This window comes from Kiloniella antarctica (assembly GCF_042682825.1).
Taxonomy (GTDB): domain Bacteria; phylum Pseudomonadota; class Alphaproteobacteria; order Kiloniellales; family Kiloniellaceae; genus Kiloniella; species Kiloniella antarctica.
In genome coordinates, this window is record NZ_JBHUII010000008.1 from 69530 (window position 1) to 92750 (window position 23221).

Consider the following 23221-nt stretch of genomic DNA (forward strand, 5'->3'; position numbering starts at 1 on the left):
ACGAATCTCATTATATCAGTGCTGTTATCTTATGATTAAGCGTTAGAAAAAAGCTTCAATAACTTCCTTGCAGCTGTCGCCGGAGCTAAACGGCCCTGCGTTACTTCGGATTCCATTTCATTCAAGGCTGATTGAATTTCTGGTTTATCACAAAAAGCAACCAGAAGAGATTCTCTTATCTCGCCCCACATCCATGAAACGGACTGCCTGACACGTTTATCTTGTATTTCATGGCTAGCCCATAACTTGGTTCGGAATTCCTTAATTACATCCCATATTTCTTGTATGCCCTCGTCATGTAATGCCGAACATTTTCTGACTGTCGGCTTCCAATTGGGACTAGATGGACGCATCAAACCAAGAGCAGCATGGTATTCTCCCGCCGCTCTGTTAGCTGCAGGCTTAAGATCCCCATCGGCCTTATTGACGACGATCATGTCCGCCAATTCCATGATGCCCTTTTTAATCCCCTGAAGTTCATCGCCCCCACTTGGCAACAAGAGTAACAAGAACATATCAACCATTTCAGAGACAGCCGTTTCAGATTGACCAACACCAACTGTCTCAACCAGGATCACGTCAAACCCTGCAGCTTCGCATAACAACATCGCTTCACGGGTACGACGCGCAACACCACCAAGGGTTCCGCTTGCAGGAGAAGGGCGAATGAAGGCAGCCTCTTGGCGGGACAAAAGCTCCATGCGGGTTTTATCGCCAAGGATTGATCCCCCTGTCCGCTGAGAAGATGGATCAATTGCCAAAACAGCAACCCGATGCCCTTGCGAAATCAAATACATGCCAAAGGACTCAATAAAAGTCGATTTGCCAACACCAGGAACACCTGAAATGCCAATTCTAATGGAATTACCGCTTTGGGGCAGTATTTTCTCCAAAAGCGTATCGGCGTCTTCTCTATGGTCCAGCCGTGTAGATTCTATAAGAGTAATCGCTCGCGCCAAAGAACGTCTGTCACTCTTTGCTATTCCCTCAGCCAAGCTTACGATTTTAGAATTACCTTTTATCATATCTGTCTTTGACATGCCTGATTTTGTTATACCCATCTTGATCGCGCCCAGAATTTAAACTCAGGGAGAATTTATTGACCCGGCTCTTTCTGAGCAACAATCTCTTCGCCTTCAGCTGCCTTTTCAACCTCAGCCACCTTCTGAGCCACTTCCAACTGACGACGCCACATTTCAGCATAGAGACCACTTTTCTTTAGCAGTCCGTTGTGAGTACCGCGTTCGGCGATCTGTCCTTGCTCTAAAACGATAATCTCGTCCGCATCAACGACAGTGGACAGTCTGTGCGCAATCACAAGAGTGGTTCTATCTTTAGAAACATCGTTAAGACTGGCTTGAATATCCTGCTCCGTCTTACTGTCCAAGGCCGATGTAGCCTCATCGAACAGCATTATAGCGGGATTTTTAAGCACGGTACGGGCAATCGCGACACGTTGCTTCTCCCCCCCGGATAACTTTAATCCGCGTTCACCTACCGTAGAATCGTATCCATCAGGCAGTGACATCACAAAATCATGAATCTTCGCCAACTTAGCCGCGGCTTCCACCTCTTCACGCGACGCTGAAGGACGACCATAGGCAATGTTGTAAAAGATAGTATCGTTAAAAAGCACAGTATCTTGTGGCACAATACCGATCGCTTGACGTAATGAAGCCTGCTGTACCTGCGATATGTCATGATCGTCGATCGTTATTTTTCCAGAGTCCAAATCATAGAAACGAAACAACAATCTACTAATCGTTGATTTTCCAGCACCGCTAGAGCCAACAATGGCGAGTTTTTTACCCGCAGGTACTGTAAAGCTCACCCCCTTAAGAATAGGACGGCGCTCATCGTAGCCAAAGGTACAGTCCTCAAAACGAATTTCTCCGCCGTTGACTTGTAGCTCAGAAGCATTCGAAACATCCTTGATCTCAAGATCTTTATGCAAAAGTTCAAACATCGTATGCATATCAATCAAGGCTTGGCGAATTTCACGATAAACAAACCCAAGAAAATTAAGCGGCATGGCAAGCTGTAATAAATACGCATTAACCATCACGAAATCACCCACAGTCATCGCCCCGGAGACAACGCCATAAGCAGACATAACCATCATGAGGCTTGCCCCAAGGGAAATCACGGTAGACTGGATAATATTTAAACTGGAAAGGCTGGTCCGGCTGCGAATAGCTGCATCTTCATAAGCAGACAAACCTTTATCATAACGTTGAGCTTCATGCTCTTCATTACCGAAATACTTTACGGTTTCAAAGTTCAACAAGCTATCTACGGCTTTGGTATTGGCATCATTATCTGCAGCATTCATATCCCGACGCAACGTTATCCGCCACTCGGTGATGCGGAGCGTTAAATATATGTAAGCAAGAATCGTCAACAGCGGAACAACAGCAAAACGCCAGTCAAACAATACCCATAACAAAATACAAACCACAGTAATTTCAAGGAGAGTTGGGATCACGTTGAACATCAAAAACGTGAGCATAAACTCAATACCCTTGGTACCACGATCAATTGCCCGGGTTACGCCACCAGTTCTTCGTTCAATATGAAACCGGAGAGACAAAGAGTGTAAGTGACGAAATGTCACCAACGCCACACGACGAATAGCATTTTGTACTACTTTAGCAAAAATCCCCTCGCGAATATTATCGAAGGCGATAGCCCCTATCCTGGCTAGGCCATAAGCGACCAGCATCCCCAAAGGAACCACCAACAATCCGGGCTCATCAATACTCAAAGCATCTACAGCACCTCTTAGGATATAGGGCACAGACACATTCGTCATCTTGGCAAGGACAAGGAGCCCAAAACAAACAATAATTCGAACCTTGAGATCAAACCTATCCGCTGGCCAAAAATAAGGAAGAAGTGTTTTCAGCGTATCAAGCTGGCTCGACTCGCTCTCTGATTTTGTGGTGGCTTCACGCATTCGACGCATCTAGATTACTCCATTCGGCCAAGAGATCTTGAAAACAAGATATATAGTTTACCAACATCGGCCGTCATAAATGTTGCAGCAAGAACGTCTTCGCTGTCGCATTCCCGGGCTTGAGACATAAGATTATCAAATTGATCCAAATAACGATTCACTTGATTACGGAAAGCTTGATTGGTCTCGAAATAGCGTTTTACCTCGCGCGTATCATAAAGATCTTTTTTCTTAAGAATAGATCGGGCAAAAATTGAACGATCCCCCTTGTGGTATCGTTTCCAATATTCTTCAGGTAAGTCTGCGTCCAAAATTTTATTAAGATCAATCGCAGAAGAATTAAGGTCATCAATTAAGATTGTTGCTCCCCGTAAGAAGGCATCTCGTTTATTCGAAGATTTATCTTCCCGAAGAACCAAAGCCTGACGAGTTGCCTCTTCAGAAGCATGGATCAAATCTCTGGTTTGCTGCCCAAAAGTTTCCGCCAGTGTTGATACTTTCTCATTCATTAAAGACACATTGTCGATATCTTTACGTAAGGTCTCTGTCAGCGCCTCAGCACGTTCAAGCGCTGTACTCGCTACGCCTTCCAAACCAGATGCTGCCGTTTCAGCGCGTCCGCTTATCTTCTCCACTTGCGCAAGGGCTTCATCGGCCAACTTCATCAATTTTTCTCTTTGTCCCTCAACTTCCTTGCTCAAGGATTCCGCAGTTTGTCGCGATTCTTCCGATACTTTTGTCAACGCATCGGTACGTGCATTTAAAGAGCTACGAATTTCATCATGAAGCTTTTCAAAATCACCTGACAACTCCTTAAAGGCATCAAGCTCTTCATGAACCCCGTGCCGTAGATCTTGAACCGCCTGATTTGCCGCACTAGCCCCATCTGCGAGCGCCAGCGTCTGTAACTGAAAGACTTTGGCCACTTCGGTAGTGTGACGTACAGCTTTATCGGCTGCTAACTCCATCAAGCGAGTTTGATCCTTGAGGCTTTTTGTTGTTTCTTCTACGCTTTTTTGCGCTGCCTGACTCACTTGGCCTATTTCACGGGTGTGTTCACTCAATCCACCCATCACCACATCGGCAAGATCGTTCAATCGCTCGGACGATTCTTCAAGACTTTCTATGCCAGGACGAATTTTTTCCGCAGCCGCAATGAGTGTTTCTTGCGCCTGTCCCGTTGCCGCAGTCAACCGAGAAGCTTCTTCGCGTCCAGCGAGAGAAACAGCTTCCCCCAAATCCTTCGTAACCTGGGTTAAGTTTTCGGCAACCGTTTGTCCACTTTTACCCAACTCTCCAGCTTCAATTTTAAACCGGTCAGTCATTTCTCCAGCGCGCAGGGCCACATCCGCAAAAAGTTCACGAACTTCTTCGGCATCTTTCCTCATAGCATCAGACAAGGAAACAGCTTTATACCCGATCTCAGCTACCAACTGCTCCATGGCTTGATTTTCACCAGACAACCGCACGCCAAGTTCAGAGACTTTACCACTAGCACCTGCAAGAAGTTCTTCGACATCACCGATGCGATCCTTGATAAGGCCTTTGAAACGTTCACCTTCGGCCTCAATGGTATCTTGCACCTGCTTTAAGGTTTCAAGATCCTCTTTCAAGCTTTCTCTCATCGTTTCGCTGCATACTTCAGCTGTTGTACCCGCCGCCGCCATATCTTCAGCTTGTTGCTTGAGCATTTCACATGCGTCTTCGGTTCGGCCAATCGTCCGCTCAACAGCTTCATCCAGCACATCAACGGATTCTCGAAGTGTTTTCCCGATAGCTTCGGCCATGACTTCACTTCGAACGCCAGAATTTTCAAGCGCGGTTACCTGTTCTTTCACCGCTTCACGCGCAGTATCAAGACTGCCATGAATAGACGTGTGGATTTCTTCCAGAGAATTTTGCTGAGACGCGAGTGTTTCTTGAATCTGTTCTGCCTGAGAGGACGCCCGGATTGCAGCTCCCGTCAGCTGTTTCGTTTGTTCTTTAAACCCATTGATCACACCATTAAGACGTTGCTCCACATCACTTGAAGCACTGTTGAGGCTTTCAGCCTGCTCTTTCAACTGACGTGTAATATCCTTTACCCGCGTATTTTCTTCGTCATCAGGATAGGTAAGGCGTTCCATTTTCAGGAGCAACTGTTTGGTTTGACGAGACAACCCTGCCCCTCGAACAATAAAAAGCAGCACCACCCAAACAAGAAACAGCGGCAAAACAATTCCCGAAAGTATCTGTCCCTGCTCTTGGGGCAGCATATTTACCAGCGTTTCAAGGCCGACTTGGTTCTTGAGATAAAGATAACAAGCCCATAGCCATCCCGCTGTCGCTGCAATTCCCAACAGTGTAGAAATTCTCGTGATCCAGGTATGCCCTGACATCCCTCACTCCCTGATTTCAATCGCGATCTTTTATCGCCTGGCAGGGATGATAAGGCACGATTACCCTATAGTCCAAGAAAGACCAACAAGATCAGTGCTCTTAACGGATATTTTTTTTACCAGCGTTATGTATTCAACAGACCAATGATCTCACGTGCAGCTTCTGGAATATTACTTCCTGGGCCATAAATCGCAGAAACGCCCGCCTTTTTAAGCATTTCATAGTCTTGCACTGGAATAACTCCCCCACAGATGACTAAAATATCATCCGCCTTCTCGCGCTTCAGTTCAGCAATCAATTGAGGCACCAACGTTTTATGCCCCGCAGCCTGGGTAGAAACACCAATAACATGAACATCATTTTCAATGCCTTGCTGAGCCGCTTCTTCAGGCGTTTGGAACAAAGGCCCTACATCGACATCAAAACCAATATCAGCAAAGGCTGTCGCAATAACTTTGGCGCCACGATCGTGACCGTCTTGACCAAGTTTAACCACAAGCATCCTCGGACGACGCCCTTCCTTTTTAGCAAAGTATTCAACTTCACTTTGGATTTGGGCAAAGTTGTCATCCCCTTCGTAAGCAGATCCATACACGCCCGAAATACTCCTATTTACAGCTCTGTGACGTCCATAGACCTTTTCCAAGGCATCAGAAACTTCACCAACTGAGGCACGTAACCTTGTTGCCTTTACAGCCAATTCCAAAAGATTTCCCGACCCGTCTTCCGCTGCAGCTGTCAAATCATCAAGCGCCTGTCGGCAAGCATCGTTATCACGCGTGCTTCGAATTTTAGCCAAACGTTCCAGCTGCTTATCGCGAACGACCGTGTTGTCAATATCAAGAGTTTCCATATCGTCTTCTTGTTCCAAACGATATTTATTCACCCCGACAACGACTTCTTCCTTACGATCGATACGGGCCTGCTTTCGAGCAGCAGATTCTTCGATCCGAAGCTTTGGCATTCCAGTTTCAACCGCTTTGGTCATGCCACCCATTTCTTCGACTTCATCGATGATTTTACGGGCCTCTTCAATCAGACTTGCGGTCAGGCTCTCTACGTAATAGCTGCCTGCAAGTGGATCGACCACTTTGGTAATTCCTGTTTCTTCTTGCAAAATCAATTGGGTGTTACGTGCTATACGCGCTGAAAACTCTGTTGGCAAAGCAACCGCTTCATCCAAAGCATTGGTATGGAGAGACTGCGTCCCACCCAACGCCGCTGCCATCGCTTCTACTGTAGTGCGAATAACGTTGTTATAGGGATCTTGCTCGGTTAAAGACACGCCTGATGTCTGACAATGCGTTCTCAACATCAAAGACTTGGTGTCCTTGGGATCGAACATTTCCTTCATGTAATGAGACCAGAGAAAACGTGCAGCTCTAAGCTTCGACGCCTCCATAAAGAAATTCATTCCAATAGCAAAGAAAAAGCTCAGCCTTGGTGCAAAGGCGTCAACGTCCAGTCCTTTTTCAATCGCTGTTCGTACGTACTCAAGCCCGTCAGCAATTGTAAAAGCCAACTCCTGCACGCATGTCGAGCCGGCTTCTTGCATGTGGTAACCGGATATCGAAATAGAATTAAAGCGCGGCATGTTCTTAGCTGTATAAGCAATAATATCTGATACAATCCGCATGGAAGGTGTTGGCGGGAAAATATAGGTATTGCGGACCATAAATTCCTTGAGAACATCATTTTGAATTGTTCCCGTTAATTTATCCGGGCTAACGCCCTGCTCTTCTGCGGCAACGATGTATCCAGCAAGAATTGGGAGAACCGCACCGTTCATGGTCATGGAAACCGACATTTCGTCCAAAGGAATGCCATCGAACAAAATTTTCATATCCTCGACAGAATCAATGGCAACTCCGGCTTTACCAACATCACCGACTACGCGCGGATGATCGGAATCATATCCACGGTGCGTTGCAAGATCAAAAGCCACAGATAAGCCCTTTTGTCCTGCGGCAAGATTCCGCCGATAAAAAGCATTTGATTCTTCAGCGGTGGAAAACCCAGCATACTGGCGTACCGTCCAAGGACGTGCAGCGTACATGGATCCACGTGGGCCCCTCAAAAAAGGCGCAAAGCCCGGAAGCGTCCCGACTGTATCAAGATTTTCAAGGTCTTTCTCAGTATAAACCGGTTTAACAATTATACCTTCGGGGGTTTCCCAGTTAAGGCTATTGCTCGATTTACCACGAAGTTCCTTTTCGACAAGTCCTTCCCAGTCGGAAAGATTCTTTTTAGGGAAGTCAGACATCTTCGGCTCTCCTTGCTTTAGGGACTTAACCCCAGCATTTTTATTTTTGTTGCTGCACAAGATCAATATCGCCCGCACAGAGTCATTATTGCAGCGCAATATAAACTGGTTTTGAGAGTGAGTCTATGCCCTGCTGAACGGCGTTAGCACCAAAACCGAAAGCACATTATTGCAGATGGGGCGTATTTTCTCTGAGGGAAAAGTACTTTTCGTACTTTATATTGATCACCGAAGCTTCAAAAGGAAAGTAAAGACGAATACCCGATGCCCCAAGCAAAGAAAATCCTGAGAACGAAAAGTTGCGCGAACGACGTCATTTTATGGTGATGATGAGTGTTTTACCTGCGACAGGACGTGCCCTAAAATCAAGAAAAACAAACCAGTCCCCAGTGAACGACCTGTAAAGCCCCTCCGAAAATTATAGGGCCTCTCGATTATCCGTTGCGACTGCTTACCATTTAAAAATTGGCATAGCAGCGACAGGGTATTGCTCATAACGTTGGCACAAACCCACCAGCTTGATCATATCTGTCGGCGCGTTTAATCCGTGCAAGTCCTCGGAATGTATTCCCCCGGCGATAAAAAGGCCATGAATACCAGCTGTATTCGCCCCAGCAATGTCTGTACGCAATGAATCTCCTACGGCAAGAACACGAGAACCATCTTCAATCCCAACCAACTGCATACATTCGCGATAGATATCCTGATAAGGTTTACCGTGATACTGTACTTTCCCCCCCATATCTTCGTAATAATGACCGACAGATCCGGCACAAAGCTCGCGCTTGCCACCTCTAATCACTTCTAAGTCTGGGTTGGCACATACCATCGGAAGGTTTCTTTTCAGAGCGGGCTTGAGAACAGAATCATATTGTTCGACGGTATCTTGGGGGTCCCAAATTCCCGTCAAAAGAATAAAGTCTGCCTCATCCACTTGTTCGACAAATTGAAAATCCAACCCCTCTTTCATTCCCAAATCACGCGACGGTCCGATCAAGTAAGCTTTTGGACCAAGTTCTTGATAAAAAGGCAGGGTCCGCTCTTTCAAGTTTCGCCAAGTAACCTCCCCAGAAGAAAGTACGGCATCGGCCAGATCACGGGCAATTCCCAACTCTTCATTGCGTGCAGCAACAGATTCAGCACGCCGCGGCGCATTGGAAAGAATAACAATACGCTTTCCTGCAGCTCGGAGATTTTTAAGAGCAATTACCGCTTCGGGAAAAGCTTCCAGGCCATCATGCATTACCCCCCAAAGATCAATAACAAAACCGTCGTAATTATCGACAATCTCTGAAACACCTGAAAGCAGGGGGATAGTTTTAGGGATGGCTGCTGACATGAAAAACTCCTAAGAAAAACAATGATGAGCCTTTTGCCACAAGCACACGAGCTTGCAAAGCTTTGGCTAAAATCAAATGATCCTTTAAGGTCTCCACTTAAAAACTTCATCCGATGATAATCAAAAAATAAAGACAAAGCCGCACGAAGTGGAGCTCTAAGGTTTTGCGGGCCGGGGTTCCCCAAAGAGATAACCCTGACCGTAGGCAACGTCTTGATCAAGGACCTGAACCAACGCTTCTTCGCTCTCAATTTTTTCGATTACCAACTCAATAGGTAAACCTCTGATTTGCGCGAGTAGTTTTTGAGTTTCATTCCGGTCTTGTGCAAAAAGCCAGCCTTCCAGCTTTAAAAAGCGTACCCGTCCTGAAGCAAGAGCTTCCAGATCCATATCCAAAGATGTCATACGATCCAGTGACAACCGACAGCCCAACCCCATCAAGCGCTCCAAGCTCAGTAACTCACTCGCCTTTAGGTCAAGAAACTCTTTCTGCCCCACTTCGATGATCAAATGTGGCGCGAGCTCAATATTCCCCCTGATAAATTCAACAAAATCATCGAAAAAATCCTGATCCTTCAACGTATGCGAAGACAAATTTACAAAGAAAGAAATATCTTCCCCAGAACGCAGGATTTTGCGAATGATCTGAACGCATCTAAACAACAGCATATTGTCAATCGCTGTGATCAAACCTGCCCGAGTTGCAATTGTGACGTATTGACCTGGCTCAATAACCTGCCCATTCGAGGTTCTAAGCCGTGAGAAGCATTCGTAAAATTTTCTTTTCCGTTGAGGCAGTGTAACAACCGGCTGAAGGAACATATCAATTCGGTCATCACGCAGCGATTGCCTGACAATAGAGAGAACTTCAGTTTCACCCAAACCACTCAGAACCGATACTTTTTGAAGCTCTTCGGTCTTTGCATCACGTTTCTTGCGCGTACTTTCATTCCTAAAATCGTCAAGAAAATCACTTTTAGGCGCGGTTGCAGTATGCGGACCTTGTCCTTTTTTTTGCACCTCTTGCTGAATGATATTCGTCTCATCATCAAACAAACCCAGAAAAGGATCTGTCAGCCGGGGCATCAATGTCTTGAGCAGATTAACCTCTGAAAGCGCATCATTTATTATGTTTTGTTCATCACTGAGTTTACTGGAGTTTCCGGCCGCCTCAAACGCTTCTGAAATCCCCATAATTTCCCGACGTGTCCAAGAAATTCGATCTCGAAGCACAACCTGATTGTGGTGCAAAGCTTCCATTTTAGCCAAACCGTCTTCTTCATTGTTTCGGCGGGTAATAATTTCATGCAAGACGACCCCTGCCAAAAATATCCACAAGCCAAGTAACATGGCGCCACTTGTTGATAGATCAGGTATATAACTGGGACCGACCAACACGGCTATTAAGGCGAGGCTACAGTATATTGTAATAAAGAACAGATGCTGAAGAAGCGGCATATTTTTTGTTTTCACTCGGCTAAAGTATTTGGAATAATCAATGACACATGCACCTTGAGAGACTATTAACAAATCCCTCAAACAGCGAGAAAAAATAAACGAATTTCATTTTTTCCTTAAAACACTCGAATTATTAAGTACTTTGTAAGGAGCCTCGGCATGACCTTGAAAATTTTACACAACCCCCGTTGCAGCAAATCACGCCAAACACTTCAGATACTAAAAGATCAAGGGTTAGAGCCTGTTGTAATCGACTATATCAAGACACCGATCACGGAGAAAGAGCTCATGAACATCCTTGATCAACTCAAGCTCACTCCACGAGATATCTTACGAAAGAACGAAAAAATCTACAAAGAATTGGGACTGTCAAACAAAGATATCGACGATAAACAATTACGCATCCATATGGTGGAGAACCCAATCCTCATTGAACGCCCAATCGTTATCTCGGACAAAGGTGTTCGCCTTGGACGTCCCCCGGAATCCGTTATGGAAATCATCTAAAAAATTCAAAACACAATGCCAAAACACAATAAAAAATGACAGGTGGTCAGGTTTTATCTGTCACTCTCGCATCCCATTTCATTTAAGCGACTTAACCTTCAGTGATCAGCCCCAACTGCTTCCGATACAGATTGATATCCGTCATGCTTAATCAATTTCGTGAGATCTTCCAGTATTTCAGTCACAAGAGGTGGACCATAATAAACTAACGCTGAATATAATTGGATAAGCGACGCTCCAGCTCTGATCTTTTTATATGCCTGCTCCCCGCTAGAAATACCACCGACACCGATCAAAGGTATTTTGCCCTCTGTTAACCGATACATGTCGAACAAAACTTTCGTCGACGCGTCGAATAAGGGGGCACCACTTAATCCACCCGTTTCCGAACAATACTTACTCTTAAGAGTATCAGGCCGCTCAATCGTTGTGTTGGTGATTGTCAAACCATCCAACGCCAGCTCCAATGCCACGGCAGCAATATCTTCTTTATCTTCTTTAGTTAAATCGGGAGCAATCTTCAAAACTAACGGAAGAGCTTTCTCCCCCATCTCTTCTCTCAGAACCCGCTGAACTCCTACTATAAGAATTTCTAGCTCTTTACGATCCTGTAAACTCCGTAAGCCTGGCGTATTCGGAGAAGAAACATTAATCACCATATAATCGGCGTAATGACAAAGCTGCTTCGCGCCTATTTCATAATCATCGAGAGCAATAGCCGTATCTTTATTTTTCCCAAGGTTAACGCCCAGTAGCCCAGAAAGTGGATACTGTCTTAATGCCTCGAGATTCTCTGCAGCTGCCTCTACGCCCGCATTATTGAATCCCATGCGATTGATGACTGCCTTGTCTTCCGACAGCCTAAAAATTCTCGGCTTTGGGTTTCCGGCTTGGGCACGCGGCGTAATTGATCCGACCTCTGTAAAACCAAACCCCTGAGAAATCATTGGCCTTACAACTTCTGCATTTTTGTCAAAGCCTGCGGCAAGACCGAGCGGATTTGAAAACTCTCGCCCCCACACTTGTGTTTTAAGCACAGGATCAACTACTGCTTTTCTTGAAGGAACTAATCCTTTTTTCAAGCACCACAAAGTAACAGTATGAGCCTTTTCAGCGTCGAGAAGTCGTATTAAAGGGCCGACAAGTCGAAAACTATTCACGGTACTCTCCAATTAAATGGCTGTTTGAAATTCAGGTTTCAGGGGAATTAACACAGCTCTCTCTTTTGAACCAGTTTATAGAGGGCAGCAAAAGTCATTATTCATTTAACTTCACTTAATCTGCTAACTTCACCTAATCTGCTAACTTCACCTAATCTGCTCGTAACCAGTCAGGAAAATTGTGACTTCCGTCTTGTCGTAATCTCAAAGAGGCCGTTCGCGTTATAGAAGATATTGGCAACACACCATACAAATGAGGAAATAGTTGGTCACCCCGGGAAGGCTCCCAAATCAATTCATCTCCCAGAAGGTTCGTATCGACTTCGAGCAAAGTTAAACAATCTTGCCCGGCACGATGTTTTGCCGTAGACGCCCGTACTTGGAGTTTAGAAGAAAAGTGTATAAACCCATCGGATTTGTCTTGAGATGATCCTTCATAAGAACCAACTTTCAATGCTTGATCAAATTCCTCACTCTTACAAACGTGGTATATAAATCTATTTTCCAATCTGATTCTCCGATATCGCAAATTGCAATGCAATTTACGTATAAAATTCAATTTTATTGTTGCATATTGCAACGTATTTTCATCAAGCTTATCGTATTCTTTATATATTTTCCACCTAAACCCGCAGAATACCTCACGTTCACAACAATCTCTAGTCGTTCCCCAAACAAGAAACACCACCTAAAGAACCCCTCCCCCGCAGGAACTCTCATTATTTTAATAAAATTCTTTTTTTAACACTGTTACCACATCTCAAAATTAAAAATTATTTTATTTGTTTTCAATAAGTTATTCAGTTTAAAGTTTTATTTATTAAAACTGGCACACTCCCTGCAATACTTATGATTAGGAAGTCTATTGCGAGCTAGAATTCCTAACATAATAGGAGAGACCCATGACACAGCAAAACATGACAGCGAGCACCATCGGCAGCAGGGCATTGGCAACTGCTCTAGATGCCGTTTCAACCATGGGTCAAACGGGTCACACAATGACCCTGACATCTCCTAATTCCGCGATTCTGAATACTGAATCGCACCGAAATGGCTTAGGCGAAGATAAAATTCGGCAAATCTTCGTAGCTATGATTGAAGCAGAACAGTAACCCCCTCACGCTTTCAATCATCTAAGCCAATACAGACTATCTCTAGCCTGTGAGAGGTAGCCTAAATGGCGGGAAGGAAACTTCCCGCCATTTTTCTGTGTAATAACCTCTGTTGACGCCCAACAGCTCCTAGCCAAAAGACCTAATCACGGAAGCTTAAAGAATATCTTTCGCTGACACTTCTCTCCATTCCCCCGGTTTAAGGTCACCAAGTTCAAGTTTTCCTATTCTCTCGCGTACTAACCGCAACGTAGGAAATCCTACCGCCGCAGTCATACGTCGAACCTGTCGATTTTTCCCTTCTGTAAGGGTGACTCTAAGCCAAGCTGTCGGAATATTTTTGCGCTCTCTAATCGGCGGATCTCTCAGCGGCAGTTCCGGATCTTTGACTAAAAGCTCTGCACGACAAGGTTTGGTTTGATACCCCTTGATAACAACCCCCTTACATAGACGTTGGAGAGCTTGGTTATCAGGTGTTTTTTCGACCTGAACAAGATAACTACGGCTGTGGCCGTTACGAGGGTGAATGAGTTTGTCAATAAACGGGCCATCATTACTTAACAACAGCAACCCCTCACTGTCTTGATCCAACCGACCCGCGGCATAAATCCCCTGAGGCAGACCAATTTCCCTTAATGTGCGCTGTCCTTCTTCACCAGTAAACTGGCTCAAGACTCCAAAAGGCTTATACAAGGCAACATACAAAGGCCCTGAAGAGGGAAGCGATTTTTTTAAATCGGAAGCTTTGATATTCCGATTGTTATTCCCGCCATCACGAAGCCCCTTCGGGCGCTGTTTTTTTCTTTGAAAACCTTTATCCATAGTCACTTACTTACTACATCAGTTTTTTTTCGTCACGCTGGTTATTACCCCATGTAAAATAATTTCCTGCTCCATAAACATTAGAGAATTTAACAGTTTTTAAGTTTATGGTCCTATTTTAAGGATAAATGAGGTATAATTATCGACAAGTACAGGTGTCACGTATCATATTTACAATCTATGGGTGGCTGTACAATGCTTAAACATACAGATGTCTGGCGGGCAATTGATAGTCTAGCGGCCCAAAATTCGCTTTCGCCTTCAGGATTGGCTCGGAAATCTGGGCTTGATCCAACAACGTTCAATAAGTCCAAAAGAATAACCCAGCAGAACAAACAACGCTGGCCAAGTACGGAATCGATTGCAAAAATCCTGTTTGCAACGAATTCAACTCTTGCAGAATTTGTAGAGCTTATTGGCGGTGAAAGCGCTGGCCTGTTTGCACAAAGAATTCCCGTACTCGACCTCGCTAGAGCAGGGTCCAATGAACACTTTGATCATAACGGGCACCCACAAGGGAATGCTTGGGACGAAACACTGTTTGCTCATATAGATGATCCCGCGGCCTTCGGCCTTGAAGTAACAGGAAACCTGTATAAGCCCGTCTATAGTGAAGGAGATATTCTCCTAATATCTCCAGCTGCAGATTTAAGAAGGGGCGACAGAGTTGCCCTCATGACATTCGATCATCAAATACATCTTAAAGAACTTGTCAGAAATAGTCCGCTCAAAGCCGAGTTAAAAGGCTTCACTTTTGCGCAGGAGGACAGCCTGCTTATGACCCAGGATATTGTTTGGATTGCGCGTATATTATGGGCCAGCCAATAACATTCACACCACAATGTTAGGCTTAAAAACTAGGAAAATGCCCTCTAAGCATTTGTTAACTAATATTTTTACCTTTCATAAAGGCTTTTCTGTCATATTGGATTCATATGAGATATAAAAATCAGTTATTTAATATACACTTATAAGCAATGGTTGAGGGCAAAATATGGCAAAGTTGGATATGGACGGCCCACTTAAGTTGGAAGAGAAGGTCATTCTGAAAGAAGTCATCCAACCGATGCCTGGCTCCTTTGCTCTAGGTCACCTTGCTGCGAATAGAAGTTTTGAAGTTCTTTATGTTAGCTATTCTGAAACCACTGTTCAAGAAGCCCTCTTAACCTGCCTCAAGAAACGTATTGGGCAAGGTGGTTTTATGGACAAACTAACAGGTAAAAACAAAATCAACGCCTTCAAGTACAGCTATGCTAATTCGGTCGAAGCTTGTTTCCACAAAACGTGTAAAAATTTCCATGACTTTGGTGGCCTCAAAGTTTTGAACAACAAAGAACACCCACGCCCGCCAAAGAAATCCGATTGGATATGTAGTCGTTGTACTGAAGAATTAACCGCTTCCTTCAAAGTAAAAGCCGGATAACTCACTTTATAGATCAAAAAAAGGCCCGGATATCCAGGCCTTTTTTATTACGAAAACTACCGTATCTTTAAACAGTCAAGTCTTCACCAGCCAAGGCTTTTTCAACCAAAGAAACACTTTCGTTGACACCATAGAGTGCAAAGAACGTCCCCATACGAGGACCTTGAGACTGCCCGAGCAAAACTTCATACAGGCACTTAAACCAATCTCGTAAATTATCAAACTCGTGCTTTTTACCAATACTATAAACTTCTGTTTGAATATCTTCAGCAGAAGCATCCGTTGATGAGGCTTTCAAAACAACCAGTAAATCTTCCAGCGCCGCGCGTTCTTTTTCATTCGGCGCTCGATGTTTAAGATTTGGTTTTACGAAATCCTGATAATACCGAACGGCAAAACCGACAAGCTGATCGAGGAACGGAGTTGATTCCGGAGACGCTTCTGGTGCATACCGTTTAATGAAAGCCCATAATCGATCCGCATCATTTGCATTACAAACGCTCGCAAGATTTAATAAGATACCAAATGAAAGAGAGGTTTTTTCAGAAGGCACATTGCCTGTATGAATGTGCCACGCAGGGTTTTCAAAACGTTTGCTTTCATCCTGCTCACCAACTTTCTCTTTGAAAGTGAGATAATCATCAACAGTACGTGGGATGACATCAAAATAAAGCTTCTTGGCCGTTCTTGGCTTGTTATACATGTACAAGGAAAGGCTTTCTTGTGGCGCATATGTAAGCCACTCTTCCATTGAAAGCCCGTTACCTTTTGATTTGGAAATTTTTTGTCCCTGCTCGTCCAGAAATAATTCATAAGTAAAGGTTTCTGGACCTTTGCTCCCCAATACCTTTTGAATTTTTTTACCCAGCTTTACTGAATCGATGAGGTCCTTACCCGACATTTCGTAATCGACATCCAACGCATATTGACGCATTGCCCAATCAGGCTTCCATTGTAGTTTACAATGGCCACCTGTCACAGGCACCTCAACGAGATCACCATCAACATCCCGATAAACAATCGTACCTGTCTCAACCTTAATTTCTTCGACAGGAACCTGGAGGACGTTACCTGTTTTGGGGCAAATCGGCATGAACGGGCTATAGGTCGCCTGCCGCTCTTTTCCCAATGTTGGTAACATCACATCCATAACTTTGTCGTATTTCGCCAAAATTTCCAATAGAGCCTGATCAAATCGCCCTGATTTATAAACCTCAGTGGCTGAAAGAAACTCATACTGAAAACCAAAGCTGTCCAAAAACTGCCTTAACCGCGCATTGTTATGATGCCCTAAACTTTCGTGTTCACCAAAAGGATCTGGCACCTTAGACAACGGCTGCCCAATATTCGCAGCTAACATTTCCTTGTTTGGAAGATTGTCCGGTACTTTGCGAAAGCCATCCAGATCATCGGAAAAGCAAAAGAGCTTAGTGGGAATATCACAAAGTTGTTCGAAAGCGTTACGAACCATCGTCGTCCGCGCAACTTCACCAAAAGTACCAATATGCGGAAGGCCTGAGGGACCATAGCCCGTTTGAAAGAGTACATAGCCCTTCTCCGGTATCTTCCCACCAATACGAGCCAATACTTTGCGCGCTTCTTCAAACGGCCATGCTTTTGCCTGCATAGCAAGTTCCTGGTGGTCAGACATCTTTTTATCCCTCAAGGGCTATAATGTTAATTAATGAGATTCTCTCTGGTACGAACATTAAAAATAGTCGCCAGAGTGGGGAAATTAGGCGGAGGAGAGCCTCACGTCAACTAGCACAGTCCTCCCCGAAAGGAATATTAAGTAAATTTGGTAAATATTGATGCTTTCTTTAACGGCTTTAGGATATTTCTTCAGGAATGTTCGCCGCTTGTTCTTTTTCCATAGCCATAGCAAGGCCCCGCTTTTATAAGAAAGGTGAACTTGAGTAATTTTAAACCAAAATCAATAAATACCAGAGCCCGAATAAGAAAGACCAGATTACATTAGACAATGAGCACTGATCCGCACACACCAAAAAATACCAACAACAAGTATCCTGATGCGGTAATGATGCCCAAAGCACCATTGTTGCTTTCCGGATTACGTTTCTCTGTGTGGATTAGCCCTGATGGTGAAATTGAAAGGCTTGCCAATTCTGAAGCAGCACGGCGCGTTACTTTAGAACCTCCATATGTCTGCCATGCGCGATCAACCGCTCAACGGTTGAGTATTGACCCTTTCCTCTCTTATGATGTGCTCGAACTAATTGCCTTTGTCCGCCCCTCGGCCGCCTGCACTCCGACACCGCGAGGACTTGCTGCTTTTATTGGCGCTCCAGAACCGACTTCCATTGAAGCCGCCGCGATGCTACTTCACCAAACGTCAGAACTTTTATTGCGTGAACAAGCTTCCAAGGGGCGCCAATTCGATCCCTATGCCGCCGATATTGCCAGAACCATGATGATGGCTGGCTGGTTATGGGGTCCGTCAGTTTTGGCCGCGATGCACGAGGAAGATATCCACTCCCCAGCGCTAAAACCCGGACGGGGCTTACGCATATGGGAACGTTTAGAAGAATGGAGCGACCACGCTCCCGAAGATCCGCCCCGAAACCAGTCTGTAAAACCAGAAGATGCGAGGAAACGATTAGCAGATCTTTTGGGCGATGAAGCAGAAGCCCGCCCCCAGCAGGTCGATTACACCTCCGCAGTTTCCAGCGCCTTTGCTCCAAGAGACGTATCCGGAGAGCCAAACATCGTCCTAGCAGAAGCAGGTACTGGCGTTGGCAAAACGCTCGGTTACATCGCGCCTGCCAGTATTTGGGCCGAAAAAAACGGTGCTCCAATTTGGATTTCAACATTTACCCGCAACTTACAAACCCAAATAGATAGCGAACTAAATCGCCTCTTTCCCGAACGTCATGAAAAAGCAAAACGCGTGGTGATTCGTAAAGGGCGCGAAAACTACCTCTGCCTCCTCAATTTAGAAGAAGCTTCTCAAGCTCTAATGAGCCGACCCAACGATGCGATTGCCATCGGGCTCATGGCGCGTTGGGCGTCGCGAACCCGCAATGGCGATATGGTTGGTGGTGACTTCCCTGGCTGGCTGGCTGACCTGGTTGGTCGTGGCCGAACCCTTGGACTTACGGACCGACGGGGCGAATGTATATATTCTGGCTGTCCCCATTACAGTCGCTGTTATATTGAACGCAATATTCGCAAAGCAAAACGAGCCAATATTGTCGTTGCCAATCACGCACTCGTCATGATCCAAGCGGCCATGGGCGGTGGGCGTGATGAAGGATCCCTCCCTAGTCACTATGTTTTTGATGAGGGCCACCATCTTTTTGACGCCGCTGATTCTGCCTTTTCGGCACACCTGACGGCTCAGGAAAGTCAGGAACTCAGAAGGTGGATATCTGGTGTTGAAACGGGAACAACCCGCTCAGCAAGTCGTGCTCGTGGCTTAAAAAAACGCCTCGAGGATCTCGTGGCCACAGATGATCGAACCCGTGACCTAGTCACAGAAACTGTTCACGCTGCCAGACATCTAACCGGAGACGGTTGGGTAAACCGTATGGAAGACAAACAGCCATCCGGTCCGATGGAAACCTTTCTTAGCCATCTCCGCGATCAAGTCTATGCCAGAACGGACCACGAGAATTCACCATATAGCCTGGAAGCAGAAACCAAACCGCCCATACCCGGCTTGATAGATTCAGCAATTGAGCTTAGATCCGCACTTGAGCAACTTTTAGAGCCAATCAAAAACTTGCGACGCAGACTAGAGCAACGTCTCGACAATGAAGCAGACGAGCTTGATAGCGACACACGCAGGCGTATCGAAGCAGCATGCAAGAGTTTAGAACAACGCGGCAGCAATCAAATTCAAGCCTGGATATCAATGCTCAGTGCCCTCGAAGAAGAGACCCCGGAAGACTTCACCGACTGGTTTTCAGTCGAACGTGCTGGCGGTAAAGATTTAGATGTTGGCCTCCATCGCCACTGGATCGACCCAACAAAACCGCTTGCGAACACCCTACTCTCCCAAGCTCAAGGAACGGTTATTACATCCGCGACCCTAACCGAGGGAAGTGGCAGCGAAGAAAGTGATTGGATTGGCGCGGAAAGACGTACCGGAGCAGCTTTCGTGCCAGGGACGCCAATTCGGGCCCGCTTTAAATCTCCCTATGACTATGTCGAGCAAACACGCGTCTTTATTATCAACGATGTCCGCAAAGATGATATGGATCAGGTTTCAGCTGCTTATCGAGAGTTGTTCCTTGCCTCACAAGGCGGAGCACTTGGCCTTTTCACGGCGATATCTCGACTGCGAACTGTCCATCAGAAAATGGGCCCAGAACTTGATCGTGCGGGCTTAACTCTCTATAGCCAACACGTCGACAACCTCGACACTTCAACCCTGATCGATATATTCCGTGCAGAACGAAATTCTTCACTCCTCGGCACCGACGCCGTTCGAGATGGAGTCGATGTTCCTGGTGAATCTTTGCGATTGATCGTTTTTGATCGTGTCCCTTGGCCTCGGCCCACCATTCAACACCGTGCGCGCAAAGATCACTTTGGTGGTAATCGCTACAATGACAGCCAAACCCGCTTAAAACTAAAACAGGCTTTTGGGCGCTTGGTAAGACGAGAGAATGATCGGGGAATTTTTGTACTACTCGACCCTATGATGCCAAGTCGGCTCCAAAATGCCTTTCCAGAAGGCGTCTCTATTCAAAAAGTTGGCCTTGCAGAAGCTGTTAAAGAGGTTAAGAATTTTTTTGACACCAAAACACAGAAGCTACCAAAAAGAGATCGTTAACCCACATCATTGTACTGTACTCAAAATCTTTGAAAAATTGGGATTCTTAGACATTTTTTCCCTCATTGTATTTTTTACTTGCAAAAGCAAATCAGGAAGCATAAACCATCACTCGTTCGGGGAGTAGCGCAGCCTGGTAGCGCATCTGGTTTGGGACCAGAGGGTCGGAGGTTCGAATCCTCTCTCCCCGACCATCTTCTAAAAGAAATCCAAAAATTTTCTCACAAAGATCGCTCCTTGCGGTCTTTTGTCGTTTATAGGGTTATCTTTTTTCCCCTATCCTTTCACACGATGATTGTTACCTTACAATCATCGCTTCTAAATTCTTTATCTATACGACCAGCCAACGCAATTGTAGGCTCATTACAATTCCTTCGTACAGAGCGGTGCTACCCATGTCTTTCGATTTATGGCTTTTGTTCATCCCGGCAGCTTTTGCAATCAACATTTTGCCCGGCCCCAACAACATGCTCGCCATGACCAATGGTCTTCGTTATGGACTTTTCTACGCCATGAAAGGTGGATTGGGACGCCTGTTTGCTTTTGTAATTCTGATCTTACTGACCGCCACGGGTCTCGGAGCCATTCTAGCTGCCTCAGCTACGGCATTTTACATACTGAAAATCGTTGGCGCTGTTTATCTCGTCTATCTCGGCTATCGTCTATGGCGGACCAAGACTGAAGAAATAGACACTTCTGCCTTTACCGTTTCTGAAAAGGCGTCAACCTATAAAATAGTCCGCCAAGAATTTCTTGTTGCAATCAGCAACCCAAAGGCGATTTTGGTTTTCACCGCCTTCTTCCCACAATTTCTTGTCGCAGAAAGCCCCATGCTTTCACAATTTGCGATTATGGGTATTACCTTTATCGTCCTCGAAGTTATAGCACTGTTCCTCTATGCCATCTCCGGCAAGCAACTTTCTTTCTTAACAAGAACTGCAAGAGGACAAAAAATCATGAACCGTGCGAGTGGTACTCTACTTATCGGAGCCGGCGGTTTACTCGCAACATCGAGTTAAATTAACAGGTCTCTTTAACAATTATTTTTACCGCGATGGAATAAAATTCTTTCTCCGGTGTCTTAATTTGTATCACCCCTTTTGATACAAATTTTAAGCAATGGAGATAGTGAAAATGAAACAGTTCCTAAAAACCAGTCTAGTTGTACTTTCTGCAGCGATGGTATCTGCAACCGTAACTTTCGCAGGAGACCTATCTGGCGTCATAAAAATTGGTGACAGCTCCTTGGGGCATATTCTCACCGATAATAAAGGTATGACACTTTATACTTTTGATAAAGATTCCAATGGGAAATCTGCCTGTAATGGCGGCTGCGCGAAAGCATGGCCACCTCTTCTTGCAGAAGCTTCGCCAGCAGAAACTGACGAATTCACAAAAATCACACGGGATGATGGTGAGAAACAATGGGCATATAAGGGGATGCCTCTATATGGTTGGGTTAACGACAAGCAATCTGGCGATGTTACGGGCGATAAGTTCAAAGGTGTATGGCACGTTGTAACACCTTGAACTCTTTGCTGCCTAATTTATAAAACAAGGCGAGCTACATGGATGAGTTTCTTACTCAGTTAACCCAGTCAATCCCTGCTCTTAGACGATATGCTTACGCGCTGGTAAGAGATTCATCCATTGCTGACGACCTTGTCCAAGACTGCCTCGAACGAGGCCTAAGTAAACGGTCCCAGTGGAAAGGACATGGTGATTTAAAATTCTGGCTCTACAAAATACTAAGTAACACACACCTAAATCATTATCGCGCCAATAAAACCAACCCTCTAGCGCACTCATCAGAAGTCAGTGAAAAACTATCCATGACCTCTCAGTTTGAAAATCCTTCCAATCAACTCGATCATCTGTATTTAAAAGATTTGGATCGTACCATTGCCCTTTTACCAGAAGAGCAAAAGCAAGTTCTCCTGCTCATCACTTTGGAAGGTTTGAGCTATAAAGAGGTAGCAGAGATCATTAAAATTCCAGCAGGAACAGTTATGTCACGCTTGTCTCGAGCACGGGAAACAGTACGACGAAATATGGACCCCTCCTCGCAAAATACCCCTTCCAAAACACAAGGAAAAACGCCACATATCAGGAGGATAAAATGAGTAAGGATCGCTTTGAAGGCTCAGAACTTCTTCACGCATATGTTGATGGCGAACTGAGTACGGCCGACACCGAGCGAGTTGAACAATGGCTAGAAACTCACCCCGAAGATGCTAAACGGGTACAAGAATGGCAAAAACAAAGAGAAGGCGTGCAATTTCTCTTTTCTGATAAGGTTGAACAAGTGGTTCCAGAGTATTTGATACCTGGAATCCGTCCTCAGTCGTCCATAACGCCGACCGTACAAAGTTACAATCTGTTACCTAGAATCGCCGCCGCCATACTCTTGCTTACCACAGGCTCTTTAAGTGGATGGTTCGGGCATGGTTATTTCAATTCCCCAAACATCAACTTCCCAATAACGCAGGCAAATTCAGATAATTTGACCACCCCCGCTATGGAGGCTCATTGGGTCTATACCCCTGAAGTAACACACCCGGTTGAAGTAACCAGTGATGAGCAAACTCATCTGGCTAAATGGCTGTCCTATCGTTTAGAAGAACCACTTACCATTCCTGACCTATCCAACGACAGCTTTCGACTTATGGGTGGACGTCTTCTTCCCTCCAGCACAGGTCCCGCCGCTCAATTCATGTACGAAAGTACCGAAGGTCGACGCGTTACTGTGTATCTTTCAAAATTTCCTTCCAATACCGCGGCAGAGAATTCAAATTTGGAGAATTCAAAAACCCATGAAATTGCTTTTCAATTCCAAGAAAGTGGCTCAACCAGAGCATTTTACTGGTATGATGGTCCTCTTGGCTATGTTGTGATAGGCGACATAGAGCCCGAAGAACTTTCAAAAATTGCCAATAGTATCTTCAAGCAGTTATGAAAAAGAACAATTCAAGAAAAGGAACAAAAATTCAAAGAGTTCTTTAGG

19 protein-coding genes and 1 tRNA gene are annotated in these 23221 nt (G+C 45.2%); 10 read left to right on the forward strand and 10 right to left on the reverse strand.

All coding sequences use genetic code 11. From position 1 onward, the window contains the following. Nucleotides 1–35: 35 nt before the first annotated feature. The 6 genes from meaB to ACFSKO_RS15010 all read right to left on the reverse strand — a co-directional run bounded on the left by meaB (nucleotide 36) and on the right by ACFSKO_RS15010 (nucleotide 10395). Nucleotides 36–1025 (reverse strand): methylmalonyl Co-A mutase-associated GTPase MeaB, encoded by a 990-nt coding sequence (meaB, locus tag ACFSKO_RS14985; RefSeq protein ID WP_380253130.1) that lies wholly within the window; start codon nucleotides 1023–1025, stop codon nucleotides 36–38. 71 nt (nucleotides 1026–1096) lie between these two features. Then, nucleotides 1097–2965, reverse strand: a complete 1869-nt coding sequence (locus ACFSKO_RS14990) for an ABCB family ABC transporter ATP-binding protein/permease (RefSeq protein WP_380253057.1) — start codon at nucleotides 2963–2965, stop codon at nucleotides 1097–1099. Nucleotides 2966–2970: 5 nt separating this feature from the next. Continuing rightward, complete coding sequence (locus ACFSKO_RS14995) at nucleotides 2971–5334, reverse strand: hypothetical protein (protein WP_380253059.1); 2364 nt, start codon at nucleotides 5332–5334, stop codon at nucleotides 2971–2973. Between the two features lie 125 nt (nucleotides 5335–5459). Further along, nucleotides 5460–7598 (reverse strand): methylmalonyl-CoA mutase, encoded by a 2139-nt coding sequence (scpA, locus tag ACFSKO_RS15000; protein WP_380253061.1) that lies wholly within the window; start codon nucleotides 7596–7598, stop codon nucleotides 5460–5462. A gap of 451 nt (nucleotides 7599–8049) precedes the next feature. Continuing rightward, a complete protein-coding gene (locus ACFSKO_RS15005; RefSeq protein WP_380253063.1) occupies nucleotides 8050–8937 on the reverse strand; it encodes a TIGR01459 family HAD-type hydrolase in 888 nt (295 codons plus the stop codon). Nucleotides 8938–9093: 156 nt separating this feature from the next. Then, nucleotides 9094–10395 carry an EAL domain-containing protein gene (locus tag ACFSKO_RS15010; RefSeq protein ID WP_380253065.1) on the reverse strand — a complete coding sequence of 434 codons (1302 nt, stop codon included), beginning with the start codon at nucleotides 10393–10395 and terminating at the stop codon, nucleotides 9094–9096. 159 nt (nucleotides 10396–10554) lie between these two features. On the opposite strand from ACFSKO_RS15010, the gene arsC reads away from it, so the two are divergent. After that, complete coding sequence (arsC, locus tag ACFSKO_RS15015) at nucleotides 10555–10902, forward strand: arsenate reductase (glutaredoxin) (protein WP_380253067.1); 348 nt, start codon at nucleotides 10555–10557, stop codon at nucleotides 10900–10902. 98 nt (nucleotides 10903–11000) lie between these two features. On the opposite strand, the gene ACFSKO_RS15020 is transcribed toward arsC, so the two are convergent. Continuing rightward, nucleotides 11001–12062, reverse strand: coding sequence for a quinone-dependent dihydroorotate dehydrogenase (locus tag ACFSKO_RS15020; protein WP_380253069.1), 1062 nt, complete (start codon nucleotides 12060–12062; stop codon nucleotides 11001–11003). A gap of 151 nt (nucleotides 12063–12213) precedes the next feature. After that, nucleotides 12214–12570 (reverse strand): DUF952 domain-containing protein, encoded by a 357-nt coding sequence (locus ACFSKO_RS15025; RefSeq protein ID WP_380253070.1) that lies wholly within the window; start codon nucleotides 12568–12570, stop codon nucleotides 12214–12216. Between the two features lie 394 nt (nucleotides 12571–12964). On the opposite strand from ACFSKO_RS15025, the gene ACFSKO_RS15030 reads away from it, so the two are divergent. Continuing rightward, the gene (locus tag ACFSKO_RS15030; RefSeq protein ID WP_380253072.1) at nucleotides 12965–13174 is read left to right on the forward strand and encodes a hypothetical protein; all 210 of its coding nucleotides are present in this window, start codon (nucleotides 12965–12967) and stop codon (nucleotides 13172–13174) included. A gap of 156 nt (nucleotides 13175–13330) precedes the next feature. Here the strand turns inward: ACFSKO_RS15030 and ACFSKO_RS15035 are convergent, their stop codons facing one another. Further along, nucleotides 13331–13996, reverse strand: coding sequence for a pseudouridine synthase (locus ACFSKO_RS15035; RefSeq protein WP_380253074.1), 666 nt, complete (start codon nucleotides 13994–13996; stop codon nucleotides 13331–13333). 195 nt (nucleotides 13997–14191) lie between these two features. Between ACFSKO_RS15035 and ACFSKO_RS15040 the strand changes: the two genes are divergently transcribed. Both ACFSKO_RS15040 and ACFSKO_RS15045 read left to right on the forward strand, forming a co-directional pair. Next, a complete protein-coding gene (locus ACFSKO_RS15040) occupies nucleotides 14192–14824 on the forward strand; it encodes a S24 family peptidase (protein WP_380253076.1) in 633 nt (210 codons plus the stop codon). 166 nt (nucleotides 14825–14990) lie between these two features. After that, complete coding sequence (locus tag ACFSKO_RS15045) at nucleotides 14991–15419, forward strand: hypothetical protein (protein WP_380253078.1); 429 nt, start codon at nucleotides 14991–14993, stop codon at nucleotides 15417–15419. A 67-nt stretch (nucleotides 15420–15486) separates the two neighbouring features. Here the strand turns inward: ACFSKO_RS15045 and ACFSKO_RS15050 are convergent, their stop codons facing one another. Continuing rightward, a complete protein-coding gene (locus ACFSKO_RS15050; RefSeq protein ID WP_380253080.1) occupies nucleotides 15487–17070 on the reverse strand; it encodes a lysine--tRNA ligase in 1584 nt (527 codons plus the stop codon). Between the two features lie 330 nt (nucleotides 17071–17400). Here ACFSKO_RS15050 and ACFSKO_RS15055 point away from each other — a divergent pair, with 330 nt between their 5' ends. The 6 genes from ACFSKO_RS15055 (at nucleotide 17401) to ACFSKO_RS15080 (ending at nucleotide 23173) form a co-directional block, all read left to right on the forward strand. After that, the gene (locus tag ACFSKO_RS15055; protein WP_380253081.1) at nucleotides 17401–20217 is read left to right on the forward strand and encodes an ATP-dependent DNA helicase; all 2817 of its coding nucleotides are present in this window, start codon (nucleotides 17401–17403) and stop codon (nucleotides 20215–20217) included. Nucleotides 20218–20334: 117 nt separating this feature from the next. Then, a tRNA-Pro gene (locus ACFSKO_RS15060) sits at nucleotides 20335–20411 on the forward strand. 201 nt (nucleotides 20412–20612) lie between these two features. After that, entirely contained in the window at nucleotides 20613–21236 is a 624-nt protein-coding gene (locus ACFSKO_RS15065) for a LysE family translocator (protein WP_380253083.1), read from the forward strand. A 115-nt stretch (nucleotides 21237–21351) separates the two neighbouring features. Next, the gene (locus ACFSKO_RS15070) at nucleotides 21352–21747 is read left to right on the forward strand and encodes a COG4315 family predicted lipoprotein (RefSeq protein ID WP_380253085.1); all 396 of its coding nucleotides are present in this window, start codon (nucleotides 21352–21354) and stop codon (nucleotides 21745–21747) included. 38 nt (nucleotides 21748–21785) lie between these two features. Next, a complete protein-coding gene (locus tag ACFSKO_RS15075) occupies nucleotides 21786–22340 on the forward strand; it encodes an RNA polymerase sigma factor (RefSeq protein ID WP_380253087.1) in 555 nt (184 codons plus the stop codon). Next, the gene (locus tag ACFSKO_RS15080; RefSeq protein ID WP_380253089.1) at nucleotides 22337–23173 is read left to right on the forward strand and encodes an anti-sigma factor family protein; all 837 of its coding nucleotides are present in this window, start codon (nucleotides 22337–22339) and stop codon (nucleotides 23171–23173) included. Before ACFSKO_RS15075 ends, ACFSKO_RS15080 begins: the two co-directional genes overlap by 4 nt. The last annotated feature ends 48 nt before the right edge of the window (nucleotides 23174–23221 follow it).

What these genes read in the sequence shown, in the direction of transcription:
- meaB (WP_380253130.1), bottom strand. Translation starts at nt 1,025, where the DNA reads ATGATAAAAGGTAATTCTAAAATCGTAAGCTTGGCTGAGGGAATAGCA.
- ACFSKO_RS14990 (WP_380253057.1), bottom strand. Translation starts at nt 2,965, where the DNA reads ATGCGTCGAATGCGTGAAGCCACCACAAAATCAGAGAGCGAGTCGAGC.
- ACFSKO_RS14995 (WP_380253059.1), bottom strand. Translation starts at nt 5,334, where the DNA reads ATGTCAGGGCATACCTGGATCACGAGAATTTCTACACTGTTGGGAATT.
- scpA (WP_380253061.1), bottom strand. Translation starts at nt 7,598, where the DNA reads ATGTCTGACTTCCCTAAAAAGAATCTTTCCGACTGGGAAGGACTTGTC.
- ACFSKO_RS15005 (WP_380253063.1), bottom strand. Translation starts at nt 8,937, where the DNA reads ATGTCAGCAGCCATCCCTAAAACTATCCCCCTGCTTTCAGGTGTTTCA.
- ACFSKO_RS15010 (WP_380253065.1), bottom strand. Translation starts at nt 10,395, where the DNA reads ATGCCGCTTCTTCAGCATCTGTTCTTTATTACAATATACTGTAGCCTC.
- arsC (WP_380253067.1), top strand. Translation starts at nt 10,555, where the DNA reads ATGACCTTGAAAATTTTACACAACCCCCGTTGCAGCAAATCACGCCAA.
- ACFSKO_RS15030 (WP_380253072.1), top strand. Translation starts at nt 12,965, where the DNA reads ATGACACAGCAAAACATGACAGCGAGCACCATCGGCAGCAGGGCATTG.
- ACFSKO_RS15035 (WP_380253074.1), bottom strand. Translation starts at nt 13,996, where the DNA reads ATGGATAAAGGTTTTCAAAGAAAAAAACAGCGCCCGAAGGGGCTTCGT.
- ACFSKO_RS15040 (WP_380253076.1), top strand. Translation starts at nt 14,192, where the DNA reads ATGCTTAAACATACAGATGTCTGGCGGGCAATTGATAGTCTAGCGGCC.
- ACFSKO_RS15045 (WP_380253078.1), top strand. Translation starts at nt 14,991, where the DNA reads ATGGCAAAGTTGGATATGGACGGCCCACTTAAGTTGGAAGAGAAGGTC.
- ACFSKO_RS15050 (WP_380253080.1), bottom strand. Translation starts at nt 17,070, where the DNA reads ATGTCTGACCACCAGGAACTTGCTATGCAGGCAAAAGCATGGCCGTTT.
- ACFSKO_RS15055 (WP_380253081.1), top strand. Translation starts at nt 17,401, where the DNA reads ATGAGCACTGATCCGCACACACCAAAAAATACCAACAACAAGTATCCT.
- ACFSKO_RS15065 (WP_380253083.1), top strand. Translation starts at nt 20,613, where the DNA reads ATGTCTTTCGATTTATGGCTTTTGTTCATCCCGGCAGCTTTTGCAATC.
- ACFSKO_RS15070 (WP_380253085.1), top strand. Translation starts at nt 21,352, where the DNA reads ATGAAACAGTTCCTAAAAACCAGTCTAGTTGTACTTTCTGCAGCGATG.
- ACFSKO_RS15075 (WP_380253087.1), top strand. Translation starts at nt 21,786, where the DNA reads ATGGATGAGTTTCTTACTCAGTTAACCCAGTCAATCCCTGCTCTTAGA.
- ACFSKO_RS15080 (WP_380253089.1), top strand. Translation starts at nt 22,337, where the DNA reads ATGAGTAAGGATCGCTTTGAAGGCTCAGAACTTCTTCACGCATATGTT.